At 51.5% G+C, this 17,518-nt stretch carries 17 protein-coding genes; 4 read left to right on the top strand and 13 right to left on the bottom strand.

The window, feature by feature from the left end; all coding sequences use genetic code 11:
• Positions 1-4 precede the first annotated feature (4 nt).
• From QNM19_RS09975 to yegD, 4 genes are all read left to right on the top strand, one after another.
• Positions 5-298: a hypothetical protein gene (locus QNM19_RS09975; RefSeq protein ID WP_010382584.1), complete on the top strand. Its 294-nt coding sequence runs from the start codon at positions 5-7 to the stop codon at positions 296-298.
• A 30-nt stretch (positions 299-328) separates the two neighbouring features.
• Positions 329-991, top strand: coding sequence for an HAD family hydrolase (locus tag QNM19_RS09970; RefSeq protein WP_049866083.1), 663 nt, complete (start codon positions 329-331; stop codon positions 989-991).
• A gap of 84 nt (positions 992-1,075) precedes the next feature.
• The gene (locus QNM19_RS09965) at positions 1,076-1,915 is read left to right on the top strand and encodes a DNA ligase (protein ID WP_284026646.1); all 840 of its coding nucleotides are present in this window, start codon (positions 1,076-1,078) and stop codon (positions 1,913-1,915) included.
• A gap of 88 nt (positions 1,916-2,003) precedes the next feature.
• Positions 2,004-3,368 (top strand): molecular chaperone, encoded by a 1,365-nt coding sequence (gene yegD / locus QNM19_RS09960; RefSeq protein ID WP_284026645.1) that lies wholly within the window; start codon positions 2,004-2,006, stop codon positions 3,366-3,368.
• A gap of 11 nt (positions 3,369-3,379) precedes the next feature.
• Here yegD and QNM19_RS09955 read toward each other — a convergent pair whose 3' ends face one another.
• The 13 genes from QNM19_RS09955 to QNM19_RS09895 all read right to left on the bottom strand — a co-directional run bounded on the left by QNM19_RS09955 (position 3,380) and on the right by QNM19_RS09895 (position 17,511).
• Entirely contained in the window at positions 3,380-3,841 is a 462-nt protein-coding gene (locus QNM19_RS09955) for a methylglyoxal synthase (RefSeq protein WP_049865687.1), read from the bottom strand.
• Between the two features lie 7 nt (positions 3,842-3,848).
• Positions 3,849-4,484, bottom strand: a complete 636-nt coding sequence (locus QNM19_RS09950; RefSeq protein WP_049865688.1) for a LysE family translocator — start codon at positions 4,482-4,484, stop codon at positions 3,849-3,851.
• A 192-nt stretch (positions 4,485-4,676) separates the two neighbouring features.
• Positions 4,677-6,494 carry a S8 family serine peptidase gene (locus tag QNM19_RS09945; RefSeq protein ID WP_049865689.1) on the bottom strand — a complete coding sequence of 606 codons (1,818 nt, stop codon included), beginning with the start codon at positions 6,492-6,494 and terminating at the stop codon, positions 4,677-4,679.
• Positions 6,495-6,772: 278 nt separating this feature from the next.
• Positions 6,773-7,951, bottom strand: a complete 1,179-nt coding sequence (locus tag QNM19_RS09940) for a multidrug effflux MFS transporter (protein WP_049865690.1) — start codon at positions 7,949-7,951, stop codon at positions 6,773-6,775.
• 147 nt (positions 7,952-8,098) lie between these two features.
• Positions 8,099-8,299, bottom strand: coding sequence for a hypothetical protein (locus tag QNM19_RS09935; protein WP_049865691.1), 201 nt, complete (start codon positions 8,297-8,299; stop codon positions 8,099-8,101).
• A gap of 100 nt (positions 8,300-8,399) precedes the next feature.
• The gene (locus QNM19_RS09930) at positions 8,400-9,485 is read right to left on the bottom strand and encodes a hypothetical protein (RefSeq protein WP_284026644.1); all 1,086 of its coding nucleotides are present in this window, start codon (positions 9,483-9,485) and stop codon (positions 8,400-8,402) included.
• A complete protein-coding gene (locus QNM19_RS09925) occupies positions 9,466-10,143 on the bottom strand; it encodes a 4'-phosphopantetheinyl transferase family protein (RefSeq protein WP_049865692.1) in 678 nt (225 codons plus the stop codon). The genes QNM19_RS09930 and QNM19_RS09925 overlap by 20 nt, the downstream gene beginning before the upstream one ends.
• Positions 10,140-10,454: a RedY gene (locus tag QNM19_RS09920; RefSeq protein WP_010382568.1), complete on the bottom strand. Its 315-nt coding sequence runs from the start codon at positions 10,452-10,454 to the stop codon at positions 10,140-10,142. The genes QNM19_RS09925 and QNM19_RS09920 overlap by 4 nt, the downstream gene beginning before the upstream one ends.
• Positions 10,451-12,742 (bottom strand): prodigiosin MBC biosynthesis protein PigJ, encoded by a 2,292-nt coding sequence (gene pigJ, locus QNM19_RS09915; RefSeq protein WP_049865693.1) that lies wholly within the window; start codon positions 12,740-12,742, stop codon positions 10,451-10,453. The genes QNM19_RS09920 and pigJ overlap by 4 nt, the downstream gene beginning before the upstream one ends.
• 16 nt (positions 12,743-12,758) lie before the next feature.
• On the bottom strand, positions 12,759-14,255 hold the full coding sequence (locus QNM19_RS09910) for a D-alanine--poly(phosphoribitol) ligase (protein WP_049865694.1): 1,497 nt from the start codon (positions 14,253-14,255) through the stop codon (positions 12,759-12,761).
• Positions 14,256-14,257: 2 nt separating this feature from the next.
• Entirely contained in the window at positions 14,258-16,204 is a 1,947-nt protein-coding gene (locus tag QNM19_RS09905; protein ID WP_284026643.1) for an aminotransferase class I/II-fold pyridoxal phosphate-dependent enzyme, read from the bottom strand.
• Between the two features lie 11 nt (positions 16,205-16,215).
• Entirely contained in the window at positions 16,216-16,464 is a 249-nt protein-coding gene (locus QNM19_RS09900) for a hypothetical protein (protein ID WP_049866001.1), read from the bottom strand.
• A gap of 27 nt (positions 16,465-16,491) precedes the next feature.
• On the bottom strand, positions 16,492-17,511 hold the full coding sequence (locus QNM19_RS09895; protein ID WP_049866000.1) for a methyltransferase: 1,020 nt from the start codon (positions 17,509-17,511) through the stop codon (positions 16,492-16,494).
• Positions 17,512-17,518: the final 7 nt, after the last annotated feature.

Below are 17,518 nucleotides of genomic sequence, written 5' to 3'. Positions count from 1 at the left end.
AACTATGTCCGCATTTTGGAATTATCGCGTTATCTATTGTGAAGCAAATAAAGATGCGCCAGAGCAGTATCAGGTACATGCGGTTGAGTACAATGAGAATGGCAAAGCAGTCAACTGGTCTGAAACGGGTGAGTCACCTTATGGTCAGAGCATTGATGATCTTAAAGCCGATTTTACCCGTTTGCAGACGGCATTTGATAAGCCTGTTTTGAAAGTGGTACGTAAACCGCGTGGTTATGAGCTGGTAGAAAAAGACAGCGGTGAACCTGCACACGCAGAGCCACCTGCCAAAGCCTGATAACATTTTACTTATAAAGAAGGAGCGATGATGAGTTTAAAGGCAATCTTGTTTGATTTTGATGGGACGCTGGTGGATTCTGAAGCGCTCCATTATCACAGCTGGCTGCGTGTGCTGGCACCGTTTGGTGTTGAGTATAGCGAGCTGGCTTTTTGTGATGAATTTTCTGGCGTACCCACGCTAAAAACTGCTGAGATACTCCTAGAACGTCATAAACTGTCCAGCACAGCGCAGGCGTTATGCGACGATAAAAACCGGTTTTTTGTTGACACCGCAGCGACGATGCAGCCAAAGCTTATGCCTTATGCACGTGAGATCTTAAATTATGCGTCAGCGCACTGTAAGTTAGCACTGGTGACGGGGAGCACCCGCGCCGAAGCGATCCCGGTGTTGAATCACTACGGGTTGCAGCATTTTTTCGATTGTATTGTCACTAAAGATGACGTGACTCAGCCAAAACCCCATCCTGAACCATATCAGCAGGCACTGTCTGCATTGCAGGTTGAGCCAGAAAACGCCGTTGCGCTGGAAGACAGTACAACCGGGCTGAGTTCAGGTAGCGCCGCAGGTTTGAAGGTACTGGTGATCCCCAACGAGCATTCAGCAAAACAGGACTTTTCTCAGGCTGCCTGGCAAGTGCAATCGCTGCGCTCGGCGCAGGCTGTTATTGACGAGCTGCTCGCACTAGGTTAGTACCAAATTGCGACTGGCGATTTCCTGACGCCGCGCTAAGCTCTGAGGGAGGATATCTTAAATCTGCCTACAAGGAGCGTAGCGATGAACATTCAACTGACAGGTTGGCTGTTGGCCTGCCTGTGTTATCTGCAAATAGCCTGTGCAAGTTCAGCCCCCGGTGTGCAATTGGCCAAAGTGTATCAGGCACAGCGGCCGGTCTCTCATTATCTGGTAAGCGAAAAATTTGATGGCGTCAGAGCGGTGTGGAATGGTAAGCAGCTGCTTACCCGAACGGGTCAGGTGATCCATGCACCCGCCTGGTTTACCTCTGAATTGCCAGATATGTTACTGGACGGAGAGCTGTGGGCTGGCTATCACAACTTTGAGTTTGTCAGTGCTGTGGTGCGGCGTCATCAGGCATCCGAGCAGGACTGGCGGCAAATACACTATCTGATCTTTGATGCGCCCAGCGTAGCCATGCCCTTTGCACAGCGGTATGACCTCTATTCTCAGCTTATCAATCAGCTGGTACAGCCCCATGTTCGCGCGGTACCTCAGTATCGGTTTACAACCAAGGCTGAGCTGGATGAATTTTTTGAGCAAGTACTGGCACGCGGTGGTGAAGGGGTTATGCTGCATGAACATCAGGCACAGCATCTGGCGGGTCGCAGTTCGGCCATTCTAAAGTACAAACCTTATTTCGACGCCGAAGCTGAGGTCTTGGCACATTTGCCCGGTAAAGGTAAATATCAGGGCATGATGGGTGCAATCCGGGTTAAAACGCCGCAGGGCATTGTCTTTAAAATTGGTTCGGGATTCACGGATGACCAGCGTCGCGAGCCTCCCCCAATTGGCAGTCAGGTGACCTACCGATACCAGGGCGTCACAAAATTTGGTAAACCGCGATTTGCCCGCTTTTTACGTGTCAGGCAACCTCTTTAAGGATTGTGTGGCAGACGCATGCTGAGGCTTTTACTTGCCACTTTGCTGTGATACAGTGCGCGACCTTTTTATGGTTGTGAGGTGACAAATGATAGCAGGATTTGATTACGGTAGTTCTAATTGCGCAATTGGTGTGATGCACCAAGGCGATGTAACACTGGTGCCTCTGGAACAGGGCAAACCTTACCTGCCATCGACACTATACGCGTTACACAACAGCCTGGTGAGTGAGTATGTCGCGCACAATCTGGCGGGCTCAGCATTTGCTGCGGACTATCAGGCAGCGCGTAAGCCTTTGTTAGGCAGTGCAGCTATGGCACGGCGTGAGCTTGACCTGGCGCCTGACGAGCAAGGGGTGTTTGTTGGCCAGCAAGCCATAGAAGAATACATCGCGTTTCCGGAAGAAGGGTACTTCGTGAAGTCGCCCAAGTCCTTTTTTGGTGCGGTCGGCCTGAAACCGGCTCAGCTGGCATTTTTCGAAGACATTGCAACGACCATGATCATGGAGCTAAAAAGCCGTGCCGAACGTCATCTGGATCAGCCGCTCAGCCAAACGGTCATTGGTCGACCGGTCAACTTCCAGGCCATTGGGGGTGAGGACAGCAACCGCCAGGCGATAGATATTTTGACGACCGCCGCGAAGCGCGCCGGGTTTAAAGACGTGGCCTTTTTGTATGAGCCTCTGGCAGCGGGCATTGATTATGAGTCTCGCCTGACCCAGGATCAGAAAGTGCTGGTGGTGGATATTGGCGGTGGTACCAGTGACTGCTCTTTTGTACAGATGGGACCGGGGTTTCGTGCTAAGGCGGATCGCAGTGAGGACTTTCTGGCTCACACCGGTAAGCGAATAGGCGGGAATGATCTCGATATCGCACTGGCATTTCACACCTTGATGCCAGTATGTGGGCTGGGCAGCCAGTTTACATCTGGTCTGCCCTTGCCCAACCCTTTGTTCTGGCAGGCATGTAAAATTAATGACATTCAGATGCAAAGTGACTTCTACAGTGCGCAAATGGCGCGCGAGCTGACCGGTATGTTGAGAGATGTCTGTGAGCCGGAAAAACTCAAGCGATTGTTAAAGATCCAGCGCAGCAAGATGACGCATCAATTCGTGCGTCAGGGCGAGCTGGCAAAAATTGCTCTGTCTGATCAGGATTCACATACGGCAATACTGGACTTTTTGGATAGCGAGCTGAGTGTCGATATTGGTGCGCAGACTATGGCTGAGTCGGTGGCAAGCTGTCTAGAGCAAGCCGCGGTGCTGGCTGAGCAGGCAATAGCTGAGGCAGGCACGCGTCCCGATGTGATTTATCTGACAGGCGGGAGTGCTCAGTCTCCGCTGTTAAAATTGGCGCTACAGCAACGCCTGGGCGATATCCCTATGGTTAATGGCGATAATTTTGGTAGTGTTACCGCCGGTCTGACCAAGTGGGCGAGTCAATTATACCGCTAGTATATGGGGCGCTATAGCGCCACACGATGTGCCAGGTACTGCTCATAATCGGGGAGCTGGCGCTCAATCGGAGTGGTCATCATCATGGATGACAGCAACATATCTGCGGTGGTTTCATTACAGGCTACCGGGATATTCCATACTGCCGCAAGCCTCAACAACGCTTTGACATCCGGATCATGCGGCTGTGATGCAAGTGGATCCCAGAAGAAAATCAACATGTGAATTTCGTTCTCGGCGATTTTAGCGCCGAGTTGCTGGTCGCCTCCCATCGGGCCGCTGAGTAACTTAGTGACTTCCAACCCAGAGGTCTTTTCAATGAGGTGACCGGTTGTTCCCGTGGCATAGAGTTGGTGCATTGCGAGCTTATCCAGGTGCCCCTGACACCAGCTGACCATAGCCTGTTTTTTGCCATCATGCGCGACCAGTGCGATGCGTTTTTTAGCCGGAATGACCTGCGACTTGGTATCCATACTTACCTCATAATAATAAGTTAATTGCCAGTGCGACGAAGATAAAAGCAGAGATCCTGTCTATCCAAATCGGTGCACTGGGATGAGCGCGAAAATAGCCGGCGATTTTATCGCCGCTGTAAACATACACACAATCAATAGGAAAGGCCAGAATTGGATAGAGCAACCCGAACATGGCAAGTTGCACTGTGGTAGACGTTGTCAGGCTTTGATCAACAAACTGAGGAATGAAGGCGATAAAGAATAACGCAACCTTGGGGTTGAGCACTTCTGTCATCATAGCCTGGAACATGACATTTTGTTGCTTCTTATTGCTGACATGGGGCTTTTCTTCGTCGTTGTTTTCTGGCCGAGACAGAGTGTCTTTGAAAGTGCGTACCCCCAGATAGGCAAGGTAGGCCGCACCCAGGTATTGTACTGTGGTATAGGCGGTTTCTGAGGCTTTAAGGATAGCCGACAAGCCAATCACTGCAAACAGTGTATGGACCACTCCGCCCAGCGCAAAGCCAAAAGCACTTTGCATTCCGGCTGTGCGGCCGTTGGTAAAGGTCTGAGCCATTAAAAAGGCATTGGAAGGGCCTGGGGCAATGGCAATAATAAAGCTGGCAAATAAAAAAGAGGCGAGTAATTCCGGGTTTAGCATGACGGGCTCTGTTCAACATAATTGCACTTAGTGTAACCAGCTTAAATAAAAAAACCTATAAAAAATGCGGGCATACGCCCGCATAAAAACTGGTTATCAATTGGTTGGGGGATACCAACCAGGCTCAGTGCAGCGAGATAGGTGGGCACGCACGGTGCCTGTGTGTCTCGTCATAACACCAGCAGGTCAGTATCAGAACACAACAGTCTGAGTTGCAGAGCAAGCAGATGTGCTGCCTTGCTCGCAAACCTGATAAGTGTAGCTACCGCCACCTTTACCACTGATGCTATCTGTGTAGCTATTATCGTTGCTGGTTGTGACAATCTTGCTACCATTTCGGAAAATATCGACCTGAGAGGTAGAAGCGCCTTGCCAGTTCAGGTCGACATACTTGCTGCCTTTTGATTTGTATCCTGAGGCGCTGAGCTGCAGGTCGCCGCCATTACCGCCACCAGCACAGCCATTAGCAGTCAGATAAGCATCTGCATCTGCCGCTTTAACAATGCCGTAGCCAAAGTACACGTCTTTACCTGCGGCGCCACTATCCTGTGCCGTTGCTTTGAGCGCAGCACGAATTTCCTGGCCAGTACAGTCAGGGTGGTTTGACCAAACCAAGGCGGCGATACCTGACACGGCCGGGGTTGCCATTGAGGTGCCGCTCATCAGGCCGTAATCTGAAGTACCAATTACAATGTTTGCGTTAGTGGCGGCTAACAGAGCTGTACGGTCCTCCAGTGCTGCGCCAATTGCCGGGATGCTGGTGGTATTGGTATCGCCCAGCGTACCGTAGAGCATACCCGCTTCATTATTGATGATAATAGCACCGACACCACCTGAGTTTTCACAGTTGGCGACTTTGTCATGGAAAGAAATGTTGCCCCGATCGATTAGGCACACTTTGCCATTTGCCGAGCTGTCGGTCGCTTCTGCTGTGCCCATGAAATATACTGACGAAGAAACGCTGCCACTGTTTTCCATCGCAGATGAAGCAAACGCTGCACCATCAACGCTCAGGCTGGACGATGTTGCAAGACCTGCAGGGTACGTAGACAGAGTGTCAACGCCACCAGCGGTAACTTCAACACAGATAGTTTCATCTTGACCAGCATTTTTACCTTTGCCACTTTGACAGCTTGGGAACTGAGAAAAATCTGCAATGTTATTGTCAGCGTCATTTGCACCTACCATCATGACAGATGAGTAGCCAGCAGGGTAGGAGCGGACATTGTTACCATCATTACCAGCTGCCGCAACGACCAGGCCGCCAGCATTGTTAAAACTTTCGAAAGCATTTTCTTCGGTGCTGTTTGCACCACCACCACCCAGGCTCATGCTGATGATATTGGCACCTGCCTGACTACACAAGTTTGCTGCGTGTGCCAGATCTGAGGAATAACCCCAGCCTTCCGCATTGAACACTTTGATAATGTGCATGTCCACACCCGGTGCCATACCAATCACACCGATGTTATTGTCCGCAGCGCCCACGGTCCCCGCCACGTGGGTGCCATGTGGACCACCATGCTCATACCAGTTGCCAGTACCTGAGTCATTATCTCCTGTGATGTTGCCCCAGATGAAATCCGGATTGGACATATCCAGACCTGAGTCGATGACGCAGACTTTCATGCCGGCATTAGCATCAAAGGTCACCTGGTTTGCCTGCGACTGATAATATGCGTATGGGGCAACCTGTTGCTGCATTGGGTCGCCGGCATCATCATTATATAAACCCATCAGTTGACGCTTTTGGTCCACTTCTATCAATTTGATATGCGGGTTGTTAAGCAATCCCTTAACCTCACTGAGCTCTTTGCCGCTAAATGTGGCGGCGAGGAAGCCATCACCGTCTATGTGCAGCTGTGCACCCATTTTCTGTGCCAGTGCTTTGACTATGCCCTTTTTATTGTTATCAACCTGGATGATGAATCTGTCATCGGTTGCCTGAGCTGTTGCTGTGGCACATAAACCTGCAAGTAGGAGTGACATCGTAGACTTGTTGAATTTCATTATTATTATCTCTTGGTTTTAATTATTTTAACTTGGTTACATTGCTAACCATTGGTTAACGCTTATTAAGATAGACGTAATATTGCGCTAACGTAAAGAGGAATTATCCACGTTTTTGGAATTTATAGGAATTAATTATTCTTTATCTATAATTAAATAATATTAGCAGAAGTCTGGATATGTAGAATTTTTATTCTTTTATAGTAATGAAAATTGGTATCATTATCTATTTTGTGCCTAATATGAAGATAATGATACCATGTTGGTGAGGTTGTTGATCAGGTGGGAGTATGCAAATTATCTTTGCAACGACTGAACAGTAAACATAAGAAAGGCAGTCCGATGAGCATATGCATGGCTAACTGTTGCGGAGCGGGTAACGCCAGCGGCTGGCTGATCATCGCTAATAGTCCGGCGCCACTCATTTGCATAACCCCGATCAGGGCGGAAGCTGTCCCGGCCTGATTGGCAAAAGGAGCCAGGGCATTGCCTGCGGCAGCACCCAGTGTAAAGGCAAAACCGATTGAGGCGATGTACATAGGTAACAGATACGCCAGCGGGTGAGTTTGCGGTGTGATTAGCAACAAGATCCCACCGAGGGTAAATAAACTCAGGCCAAACCTCAGTGCTTGCTGCGAGTTGCGTTTAATAAAGTGGGGCGCAGTAAAACTGGCTGCAATGCTAATCGCGGCGTTGATGGTAAACCACATGGTAAATTCCTCAACGGGACGATTAAGCCCGGTCATGATCCAGCCCGGAGCGCCGACGACAAATACCAACATAGCCGCCATACACACCATCGTAATGCTGGCGTTGAACATGAATTGGGGGCTACTCAGCATGGGACGGAAACGGCGAAAATCAAGTAAATGGCCAGAGTAAACGGTGGTGTCGGGTTTCGTTTCCCGGTACAGTGCCAGCACCAATACCAGGCCAACAGCGGCAAAGCCCGTCAGAAAGGTAAAGTTACTGCGCCAGCCAAACTCTATGGTCAGCCAGGCACCCAGAATAGGGGCCAGTGCCGGAATAAAGCAGACAATGCCGTTAAGATAGGTGATCATCTGACCACTGCCTTTGTGACCGAAACTATCCCGTACAATTGCGAAGGCGCTGACAAAGGTGGCACAAGCTCCCAAGCCCTGTAATACACGCGCAAGCATGATCCAGTGCCATTCGTCCAGCAAGGTGGCCAGCAGTGCCCCAACGCCAAATAACAGTATGCCGGACAAAGCAACCGGGCGTCTGCCATATTTGTCGGCAAGCGGGCCGGCAAGTAGTTGTCCAAGGCCTACAGCCAACATATAGATGCCCACCGTTTGCTGAATGTGCGCTTCACTGACGGCCAGGTCTTGCTGCATATTAACAAATGCGGGTAAGTACAGATCGATCCCCAGTGGACAAAACACCACCAGTAGAGCGAGTATAAAAATCAATAGTTTGCTGGTTTTTTGCTGCATGCTGTCTCCTTATGGCGGGTATTGTAGGGATCCTAAGAAAAAAAGACAGGACAAAGCGCCGGGATTAGAATTTTTTATTGCCAGGAGACATTAAAAAGCCGACTCTTGAGTCGGCATATTTGTTGAAAAGTATCAGGGTAATGAGATTTAGGCCGTACAAATGCTGTGGGCAGAGTTTTCGATTTCGTTTGCTGAAGCGAGGGCATTCGCGGTGCAAATGCTTTCTTCTGTGTTTTCAATCTCATTGCCACGGGTACGTCTGCCACCCGCGATATTGGCAGTCATAAGTACAGGCAGGCGCGTTGTGTCCTTAGAAAGCATTTTGATTTGTTTTTTGATGAGCTTCATTTTATTTTCCTTATAGTGTTAGTTGTTTTTTTATTACCTATTTGTTTTATCTCATAATTTACAACTACGCAATGGTTTATTTTTTATTCTTTTTTGTTTGTTATCCACGTTGAGTCGGCGTGGACTTAGTCAGACTGTGGGTGTCTGAGACCAGAATGCTCTGCCAGTGCCGCCTTGGTGCCGGGCTACCGGATTGCTCGGGTTCGCCGAATCGGGCGAAAAAAACGGGTAACTCAGACTGGCTGAGGCTGGCTGCTAAGGCCTCTCTGGCAGAATCGTGTTGCACAAGTACACTGATTGGGTGCATTGCCCATCCCCATTGCTGTAGTCTGAGCCATAAAGCACCTAGCCCTAAGCCTGCACGAAACAGGGCTTCATCGCCTTCTTTACTGACATTCAGCGCCAGGTAGTGCGGCCCGGTTTCAACCAACTCAGCAAGGCCCTGGGCCATTTTGGTTGGCAATCTGAGCAATTTATTCAGACCACTCAGGTGAGGATGAAAGGCGACTTTAAAAAAGGTTTTGAAACCGCCAGAAACCGGGCCGAACAGGTTGTGCAGGTAAAAACCATCTTCGTACTGACGCCGTTCATCAAAGCGAATATAGCTATAGGTTTCGCGCCATGCAGCTTTGTTGGCAAAATCCAGTCCGGCATAAGTTTGCGTCAGATGGGCCAGCGTTTTGCCATGCGTCTGCTGATAATATATCCCAAGCGTCACCGGGTAAGGTTTGAGCACCGTGCTCAGCTCGTTACGCTGTTGCTCACTGAGCTGCGTGTTACGGTACGCTGAACGTACCGTATGGCGTTGTTGAAGCTGCTCAGACAAAGTCGCAAATGCGGTTGCCTGGTGCGCCTGCTCCGGTCCCGGCATAAAACGGATAAGTGCTCGGTCTTCGCCGGCCAATACTTGTTGCTCTTGCTCATCGCACCAGCGCCAGTGCAGCTGATACCCGCGCAGGCATATTAGCTGCTCAAGAAAGTGGAAGAAAATACCACAGCTGAGCAGCATTTCCCGTTCTAATGATGGCAGGCCGGTCAGTTTACGGCGGTTGTCTATGGCCAGGTAGCCACAGTGGATAACGGGATCGAAGTGAACGGCCCAGGGCTGACAGTTGTGTGAAGACGGCGCAAGCCGTGCCAGTGCGACAGCCTCTGCCAGTGTTTGTTCAAATGCAGTGTGTGTCATGATTGTTTTCCATTGTGTGTATAGAGAGTGTGGGGACTATCTCCTGGTGGCCGGCAATACAGACGGCACAGCAAAAATAGAGTGTTTGCCAGAGCCAATAGCTGGCAGGTGTCAGCGTGTTATTTTTGCTTGTTATGCGTCCGCATGAGGTGGCACCCAGGCTTGCATGTTGCTGGATGCGGATTGTGCGCAAATCAAATGGCAGGCCCCGGCCATGGGATTTGAGATAGGCCTCGCACAAAGACCATTGCGCGGTCTGGGTGATTGTGTCAGCCGACACTGCGTTATGATCAAACAAACGCTGCTGGTTGGAGACAGAAAAGCGTCGATAGACCTGAATGTCGATGCCAAGGGGAGCCGGGGCTGTGGCAACAGCATACCAGTTCTGGCTGTGGCTGGTGGATACAGGCTGAGCAGGCTTCTCCTGGCCCTGATCGCCAAAAGGCTGCCCATACCTGGTATGATTGAGCCTGACTGAGGGGTTGGCACAGGCCCTTTGTAGTGCGACATTGGCCAGTGCCCGGCACTGCTGCTTGACGGCAAGTCCCTGGTTCAAACGAGCGCGGGCGGGTAATAAAGCGTCAGTATACTGCCTGATGTACAAAACGGGCGAGACAAGTGTCTCTCCCGCAGGCGTCATACCGTGCTCAGTGATCACTGTTGATAACCCTGTGCGATACGCTCGCCTTTAAACTCCTCGACGACTTCAGCCATCTCATCAAAGCGACTAACCAGACTTTGGAACAGCGGGGTGGTCATATCTTGCTCAAACGCCTGCTCAGACTCTAAGTAGATGGTTTCTACAAAGTGGAACGGGGCATCGGCCTCGGCGGACGCTTCAAACACCGCAAAGGCTTTGACTGAATCAAGCTGTTCGCAGGCCTTGTAGTCCGTGGTTTCGACCCAGTCGCGAAAGGCGCCGAGGTGCTGAATGTGCTTAAGGCGAATTTTGTGTACGATAAGTTTCATAATGATTCCTGTGAATGAGCGTGTATTAAAGTCAGGTGATAATTAATACCACCGGTCCCAAAGGCATTGATGGCTCCAATGCGCTGTTGGGTGTCCAGCAAGGGCCAGGGTTGCGCCTGTTGTGGCACCTCAGCCGGAATGTTTTCGAATGGCAGTGCATCATTGAGCTCCCCCAGAATTGGGGTCGGTGGCATGCAGCCATGTTCCAGCGCTGCCAGCATTTTTGCCAGGCTAATGGCGCCAGCGCCGGCAAAGCAGTGACCAAAGTTATATTTGCCGGACCCCAGATAAAGGGGTTGTGTGTGTTCACGACGATAGGCTGCACACAGTGATTCCAGCTCAGCCTGATCGCCAAGCGTGGTGCCTGTGCCATGGGTTTCAAGGTATTGCACTTGTTCCGGGTTGACCGATGCCAGCTGTAAGGTTTTGTACATGGCCAGTGCCTGCCCTTGTGGATCGGGCGCGGTCATAGAGCGACTGTCGCAGGAACCTGAAATGGCATCAATATGGGCAATGGCATGGGTTACGTCCGATTTTGCCTGCAGGACAAACAGACCGCCGCCATCCCCTGGGGTAAAGCCATCAGCCCCCTTGGCAAAAGGCCGAATGCGGGTAGCTGACAACATCATTTGTGCGCCACACAGCACCAGGTCTCGCTCTAGCGTCGCGGTTTCAATCCCTGCCAGCACAATGCCGTCATAACGTCCGGATTGCAGTCCTCTGACAGCATTGTGCAGTGCGGCGATGGAACTGGCACAGGCCGCCTCAATGGCGATACAGTCGGCATGTGGGATCTTCAGGTGTTCCGCCAACAATCGGGCACCCCCTAACCCCGTTGCGCCATACCAGCTCCAGCGATTGATTGGCGGTGGCGTAGGCTTAGGCAAATGCGTCGGAGCTGCTGGTAACTGATCCCACAGTGCACACGCGCCTAACTGACGATCGGCATTCAGAGACAGGTTACATGCCAGGATCACTGCCGGGCGTTTGAATTCCCCAATCTCGACGGACTCTGTGGCGTTCAACAGCCGCAGCTGGGACACATCCAGGCGCGCTTTTTTGGCCGGCATCATAGGTTTATTCAGGGCCTGGTCGCACGGGTTATGGCTGTCAAAGCTCATTGCTTGGTCTATGTAGGTGCTCAGTTTCTGCGGTGTTGCCCTGACAAATGCTGAGGCATTGAGCTGCTGTGCCGATTGCGAACGTAACAGGTCGTCACCATTGGCCAGTGTATGCCAGAAACGGGCTTTGTCCTCACCCAGTGCAGTGATGGGGCAATACTGAGTAATGGCCACCTGGTCGTCGCTCGCGTTGGTGTCACCGTCTGATACAGCTTGGCTTATCTGCCAGTGTGGCCCAAAAGTTGCGGCGCCGGCACAGCGAGTTGCCTGGTTCAGATGCATTTCAAGTAACTGATAAAAGACCTGGCTTGCACCGGCGAAATAGCGCGCGGCTTCCTGCTCTGTGGCTGTGGTGGTGACAGTCCCTAGCTGCATCAGTACCGGCCAGCCTTGTTGTTCGGCCATGGTGACAGGGCAGACCACCAGAGAGATGGCACCTTCGAGCCAGGGTTGCTGAGTTGAAATGCCCTGATGATGCAGGATTTCGGCTTGTGGCTGGTGGTGAAAGCACTGAATACTGGTGAGGACTGCAAGCTGGCTGTCGGCATAGCGGAAGTTGTCCTGCGCAGCCTGTAACAGACGCAAACCGCCAAGATCGCCGCCATCGAGGGTCTGACATTTCCCCCGGGTGTGGGCAAAATGTGCGATCCGGGCGGGTATGGTTGAGGCCATTTCCCCAACCCGATCGTGAGAGGTGGCCCCAAAGGTACCTGCCAGCGCCTGCTTGTACTCATCGATGCGCATTTGCGCACTGTCAGTATCAGCCAATTGTTCACCCAGGGTTCGTAACGCAGTCACTTTGGTGGCATTACGATACGCCGCGTCGCTGGCCATATGTGTTGCACAGAGTTGGTCGCAATGGTCGCGCAGTGTCTCACTGAGGTTTAGCTGGTTGAGTGCTTCTTCAGCAGCTAGCAGCGCCATTCGGGTTTCTCGACTGACCGCTTTGCGAAACAAAGGGGGAATAGAAAACTTCTTGTAATCAAAGTTATCGGTGTGCACTTGCCCACCTCTGAGTGGCTCAGCAGCGACCGACCAGCCAAATGGGTGGGTAAACTGACTCGGATTGAGTGTCCCCTGTTTTGCCAGGTCGGCAAAGTTCATGCCGTTGGGCAAGGCACAGCCGATCCCGACTATGGCTAAAGGGGAAGTTGGGGGTCTGCTCATAATACGCCTCTCATAATTACATCAGCTCTGCCAGTTGTTTACGGTCAACTTTGCCATTGGCATTGAGTGGTAGCTGTGCTGTAACTATCACTTTGTGTGGCAACATATAGGCTGGCAGTTGCTGTTTTAAAAATTGCTTTAATGCCAGTAGCGAGGGTTTTTCTGCCCCATCTTTGAGAACGATCACGGCAATAAGCTGATGCTGTTGTTCGCCCAGCGAGAGATGTAATGCAGACTGCTCTATGGCCGGGTGCTGATGTAGCAGGGATTCGATTTCGCCCAGCTCAACCCGATAACCGTTTAGCTTAACCATATCGTCGATACGGCCACGATAGATGAGCCCGGCCTCGGTCAGTTCAACCAGGTCGCCTGTTGCATGACAGTTTTGTTGGTGCAGAGCCGTGGCTCTGGGCAGGTCCACATTGGCATAGCCAGGTGTAACACAGCGCCCGCCAATAATCAGCTCGCCACATTGCCCCAGGCTTTCAGACAGTGGTGTTCGCTTGCCTGTATCATCTTCCAGCCAGCCTTGTAATTCGGGTAGTAAGGACCCGATAGGCAGATGACGTAATCCGTTCAGCTGGGGGCGGTTAACTTGCCAGGCTACGCAGACATTGGTTTCGGTCGGGCCGTACCAGTTATGCAGCGCGGTACAGGCGGGCAGGCAAGTGATCAAGCGTTGTAATGCCGCCACGGCAAATGGTTCACCGGCAAAAATGACCTGCTTCAGGGTCGCGGTACTATGACTGTTCAACTCACCACTGCGTACCATCATAGACAGGATTGAAGGCACACTGTACCAGATACTCACCTGGTGCTTCTTGATCCCTCTGATCAGGGCCAGGGGATCTTTTTGTTCCTGCTCGGTGATCAACCACACACAGGCACCGGCGCGCACGGTGGCAAAGAGGTCGAAAGTACTTAAGTCAAAGGCAAAGCTGGCATGGTTGGCCAGGATGTCTTCGCTGTCAATGCAAGTCGTGTGCACCGCCCAGTCAATGAAAAAGTCCAACATGTCATGACTTATCTGCACCCCTTTGGGTGTGCCAGTTGAGCCCGAGGTATAAAGGATTGCGGCAACAGTGGTATCCCGGTACTGACGTAATCGTGACATGTAAGCGCTCAGGTCTTGCTCGTAGTCGCTGTTATGGCTCAGGCTATCGAGTGTATTCAGCCAATCCTGGTCGAGTACCAATGCAGGTTTTGCTGCAGAGATAATACGTTCAACCCGGGCTTCAGGCTGGCTGTAGTCAATGGGAATATAGTGGTTACCACTGAGCCAGCAGGCGTAAATGGCGGCAACGGTGTCTGGGTGCTTTGGCAGGTTTAACAGCACCGGTGCCTGATCCAGTCCCAGTGCGCACAATGCATTGGCTATCTGGCAGGCGCGTGCAGCGAGTCGGGCATAATCCCATTGCTGATCGGCACAGATCAGCGCCGTTTTATGCGGGGTCTGCTGAGCATGGCTCAGCAGGTTCAGTGCAAAACGGGCTGATGACGGAATTTTCGTCATACTCAGGCCTCCGCCAGTCCTGCTTTAACATCCTGGTTGAGTGGGACGCCTACTTCCAGTGCGCCTTCAACCAAAATACGATAGGCCTCATCCAGGTCGGCCTGAGTGTGTTCGCTGGTGATGCTCAGACGCAATCGAGCATCGCCAACTGCCACGCCCGGGAAGACCACGGTCTGACAGTACAGGCCTCGGGCACGTACAGCACGGCCAAGCGCCAGGGTTTTAGCATCATCACCGACAACCACTGGCACAATGGCAGAATCGGAGTTTTCCAGATCAAAGCCTGCCTGCAATAACAGGTTGCGGAAGTAATAGATATTGTCCCACAGCTTGGTTAACCGCTCTGGTTCGCGCAACATCACATCGATTGAGGCAATAACGCCGGCTGCAACATGGGCTGGAATGGTTGCGGCAAAGACATAAGAGTTAGAATAGAAGCGCAGGAATTCCACTACATCACCGTCACCACAGACAAATCCGCCGAGACCGGACAAGGCCTTACTCATGGTACCTAACTCCAGATCGACTTCGCCTTTCATATTGAAATGTTCTGTGGTACCGGAACCAGTTTTACCCAGTACGCCAGTGGAGTGGGCATCATCAACCAGTACGCGTGCGCCATAGCGCTTAGCAAGCTTAGTCAGACGCGGCAAATCGACAATATCTCCGTGCATACTGAAGACGCCATCGGTGACGATCAGCTTGCCACCGGGGTGGTCGGCATACTTGGCCAGCGATTTTTCCAGACTGTTCAGTGAGTGATTGTAAATCTTGCGCTGGGCACCTGCCAGTTTACAGCCATCGGTGATACTCATATGGTTAATGGCATCGGTAAAGATCAGGTCATGTTTAGAGGTCAGTGCAGAAATACAACCCAGGTTAGCTGAGTAACCAGAAGGGTAAACGATGCAGGCTTCACGGCCTTTTAGTTTGGCCAGCTTACGCTCCAGCTCCAGGTGCAGAACGTTACTGCCTGCAATGATCCGACAACCGGTATTGGTTGCGCCATATTGGGCAGCAGCGTCCTGGATCGCCTGGATCACCTCGGGATGATTCGACAGGCCCAGATAACTGTTGGAGCCAAACATCAGAAACTCGCGACTGGTGCCAGTGACTTCATCGAACATCACGGCGCGATTTTTACAGGGCGTTTCCAGTGGCATACCGTACCAGTATAGTTGCTGCGCTTTTTTCTTGTCGTAGAAGGATTTGAACTCGCGGGCTTTGTGAAAAAGATCGCCGTGCTGGATCCCGACAAAGTCACGCATGGTGCGGTTATCGCCATCATCACTGTCGATTTGATGTTGCACGTCGTCGCCGCGGGTCGCAGGGTTGAGCAGTTCGTCAATCAAGGGGTTTTTGGTGACCAGCTCATCGGCCCATTGTGCGCCTTTTTCTTCAACCAGTAGCTTAGCAAATGCCTGTTCCAGTTCCGCCAGGGTTTTACAACTGGGGATGCTCAGGTTGTCTCTCAGTCCCAGCGCTTTTAGCAGCTCGCCTTGTGCTGAAACCACGGTGACTGAATCTATCCCCAGGTCACTTTCAATCTCGGCATCCATACTCAGCTCTGTGGCATTGTAGCCACTGAAGCTGGCAAACACAGTAATCACTTGCTCGCGCAACCAGCTGTGTGCATTTTGCTTACCATCACTGCTTCCTGTTGTTTTGGCTTCACTGAGGTGAAATTCCTGTGCGGCGATTTGCTTCACCGCGTCAGCGATACAGTGAATGTTCTGAATAGACAGGGGGGTTTTGAGTTGCAACTGCTTGGTCAATGCTGCGGTGACTTCAGCCAGCGCGATAGAGTCTATCCCGAAATCGTTCTCCAGGTGGCTGGTCAGGTCCAGTGTATTAGCAGGGTACTCAGTCAGCTCAGTAAAGGTCTTCAGAACTTCCTGTTGCAGAGTTTCCATAATATCCGGGTTTACTTTTGGGTTTGTGGCACTCATATCAAGCCTCCTTATGCTTGCTCTGTCTGAAGGCGTTCAACCAGGGTGACCATGGCATCGACTGATGCAAAGTTGCCTGGGTGGATCTCCTGCATACCTATGTTTAACTGGGTTTCTTGTTTGAGGTAATCGACCAGGTCAAAAATGGCCGCCGAATCAACGATATTCAGCTCAAACAAGGGGGTTTGCGACTCAAGGCCGTCTTGCTCGCCGTCGAGAAACTGTTCGGCGATATGCTCTAGTAATTTAGTGACTAACATCCTGCTACTCCTTTTGTTCGTGTCTGATCAGGCTTTTTCGCCGACAATCAGGGTCCGTGGCCCGGGGATTTCTAGAATACGGGCATTGCTGAATCCGGCTTCATGGAAACGCGCCAGGTATTCTTCACTGCTGCTTTCAATGCCGCCGTCTGTGGATACCAGCATGTTCAGTGACAGCAAAGCGGTAAACTCAGGGCCTGATTTGTCATCATTCAGCGGGGTTTCTGAGGCAATAAAGCGGCCACCGACAGGCATGGCGTTATAGATATTTTTGAGGATGGTGACCTGGGTTTCTGGCGCATAGTCATGCAACATCCAGCCAAGGTGGATGAGATCATAGTTGCCAATTGGCAGGTTGCCGGCAATAACGTCGCCTTCAACCACCTCAATGCGGTCGCCATAGCCTTGCTCACCCAGCTTATCTCTCAAAAATGCCGACGCTTGCGGCAGTTCACAGATCGCCAGCGACACGCCCGGGTGTGCATCGGCTACGGCAATGGGTAAGGTGCCAATCCCACTGCCAATATCTAAAAAGGAGTGATGCTGCGAGAAGTCGTAGTCTTTAACGAAGCCTTCGATGAACGGCGCGGCAAATTTACCCAAAAACTCCTGAAAATCAGCGACGTCATCCGGGTTTTGATACAAGATGTCGAACCAGCTGCGGTTGTCACCAAAGACGGCTTCACGTTGATTGGTGTCACTCTTCACGGCGCTGCTTAGTTCGCCCCACAGCGGATACAAGAAGGTGTCGATATGACGACCCAACCAGCCCAGCCACATGGGTTCATCACTTAACAAAAAGGTATGATGCTCCGCCGGTAATTGATACAGGTCATCTTGTTTGGTGAGATACCCCATGGCGTGCAGCGCAATCAGCATTTGCTCTGTTGAGCGCAGTGGCGCATCGATTTTGTCGGCCAGTTGCGCTGCGTTCAGGTCGGTGTCGCGAAAATGATCAAACAGTTTTAGTGATAATGCAGCGGTTACCGCTTTGGCCTGAAAGAAGCCCATCATATGGTTAACGACATCTTGTTTGTTGAGAGTCATAAGTAAT

Origin of the sequence: Pseudoalteromonas ardens (assembly GCF_030125445.1) — a bacterium.
Lineage (GTDB): Bacteria > Pseudomonadota > Gammaproteobacteria > Enterobacterales > Alteromonadaceae > Pseudoalteromonas > Pseudoalteromonas ardens.
Note: the sequence above shows the minus strand (reverse complement) of the source record. Positions and strands in the feature narration are given on the sequence as shown.

What these genes read in the sequence shown, in the direction of transcription:
- QNM19_RS09900 (WP_049866001.1), bottom strand. Translation starts at nt 16,464, where the DNA reads ATGTTAGTCACTAAATTACTAGAGCATATCGCCGAACAGTTTCTCGAC.
- QNM19_RS09955 (WP_049865687.1), bottom strand. Translation starts at nt 3,841, where the DNA reads ATGGATACCAAGTCGCAGGTCATTCCGGCTAAAAAACGCATCGCACTG.
- QNM19_RS09905 (WP_284026643.1), bottom strand. Translation starts at nt 16,204, where the DNA reads ATGAGTGCCACAAACCCAAAAGTAAACCCGGATATTATGGAAACTCTG.
- QNM19_RS09895 (WP_049866000.1), bottom strand. Translation starts at nt 17,511, where the DNA reads ATGACTCTCAACAAACAAGATGTCGTTAACCATATGATGGGCTTCTTT.
- QNM19_RS09940 (WP_049865690.1), bottom strand. Translation starts at nt 7,951, where the DNA reads ATGCAGCAAAAAACCAGCAAACTATTGATTTTTATACTCGCTCTACTG.
- QNM19_RS09910 (WP_049865694.1), bottom strand. Translation starts at nt 14,255, where the DNA reads ATGACGAAAATTCCGTCATCAGCCCGTTTTGCACTGAACCTGCTGAGC.
- QNM19_RS09945 (WP_049865689.1), bottom strand. Translation starts at nt 6,494, where the DNA reads ATGAAATTCAACAAGTCTACGATGTCACTCCTACTTGCAGGTTTATGT.
- QNM19_RS09935 (WP_049865691.1), bottom strand. Translation starts at nt 8,299, where the DNA reads ATGAAGCTCATCAAAAAACAAATCAAAATGCTTTCTAAGGACACAACG.
- QNM19_RS09930 (WP_284026644.1), bottom strand. Translation starts at nt 9,485, where the DNA reads ATGACACACACTGCATTTGAACAAACACTGGCAGAGGCTGTCGCACTG.
- QNM19_RS09920 (WP_010382568.1), bottom strand. Translation starts at nt 10,454, where the DNA reads ATGAAACTTATCGTACACAAAATTCGCCTTAAGCACATTCAGCACCTC.
- QNM19_RS09965 (WP_284026646.1), top strand. Translation starts at nt 1,076, where the DNA reads ATGAACATTCAACTGACAGGTTGGCTGTTGGCCTGCCTGTGTTATCTG.
- QNM19_RS09975 (WP_010382584.1), top strand. Translation starts at nt 5, where the DNA reads ATGTCCGCATTTTGGAATTATCGCGTTATCTATTGTGAAGCAAATAAA.
- pigJ (WP_049865693.1), bottom strand. Translation starts at nt 12,742, where the DNA reads ATGAGCAGACCCCCAACTTCCCCTTTAGCCATAGTCGGGATCGGCTGT.
- yegD (WP_284026645.1), top strand. Translation starts at nt 2,004, where the DNA reads ATGATAGCAGGATTTGATTACGGTAGTTCTAATTGCGCAATTGGTGTG.
- QNM19_RS09970 (WP_049866083.1), top strand. Translation starts at nt 329, where the DNA reads ATGAGTTTAAAGGCAATCTTGTTTGATTTTGATGGGACGCTGGTGGAT.
- QNM19_RS09950 (WP_049865688.1), bottom strand. Translation starts at nt 4,484, where the DNA reads ATGCTAAACCCGGAATTACTCGCCTCTTTTTTATTTGCCAGCTTTATT.